We start from the raw sequence: 769 nt of genomic DNA on the forward strand, positions 1-769 counted from the left end.
AGTATCGATTTAACCGGCGCTTCGATTTGTCGACCATCTTGACGCGCCTCTTGTACGCTGCTGTCGCCACGGGCAACCGAACCGAAGCGTGGTGTCGGTTAGCTGAAGATCAGCGCTAATCACCAAATGAAAAGGAAGCCTACCGCGATAAATACATAGACGGTGGCCACCGACTGGTTAGGAGTGGCGCAGCCGCAAAGTTATTCTGAGTTGACAAAACCACAACTGTCGCACAAATGAAGTTTAGACTTAATGTTGCCGGTCCATCGAATTATAAGAAAGCTTGATGGCGCGAGGCACAAAAGTATTCCAATAGCAATAAATCCAAGCTCGTGCAGAGCGGGAAAAATGAAAAGGTAGCATACCGCTACAAAAACAGAGAAACTTGCAGTGAAGAGTCTGTCGCCGTTTCGTAATAACTGCTGTTGTAAGCAGGTGTGACCAGGTATGTCAAAATGTCGCCAGTTGGTAGCTCCGCATTGAGGACAAGCCAGTTCGGGTACTGGCACAAAATCTATGTTCATCTTGCGTTCCTGTGTTTGGGTGCTTGTGGACAATTTTCGGACGGTAAATGTGTTATTTTTTTGCAGAGGACTTCGCCACTTGAGGCTTTTTTTCCTGATACTGTGCTACTACGGCAGTCAATCTACCGGACTTAAGCCTGTCGATTTTTTTACGATTGAACGTCGAAATCGCTTGACAAGATCCTGAATCCGTGTTCCGCCTCCTTCAATAGTTGATCAAGTCATTGATTTCAAAGTAAAATATG

Annotated in this window: 1 pseudogene; it reads left to right on the forward strand. The window is 45.9% G+C overall.

What is annotated here, in order from left to right:
• Positions 1 to 119 (forward strand): annotated as a pseudogene (locus tag F1735_RS33935) (IS1595 family transposase); the annotation flags it as partial.
• Positions 120 to 769 lie beyond the last annotated feature (650 nt).

Source organism: Massilia genomosp. 1, from assembly GCF_011682185.1.
In the GTDB taxonomy this organism is placed as follows: domain Bacteria; phylum Pseudomonadota; class Gammaproteobacteria; order Burkholderiales; family Burkholderiaceae_D; genus Telluria_A; species Telluria_A rubra.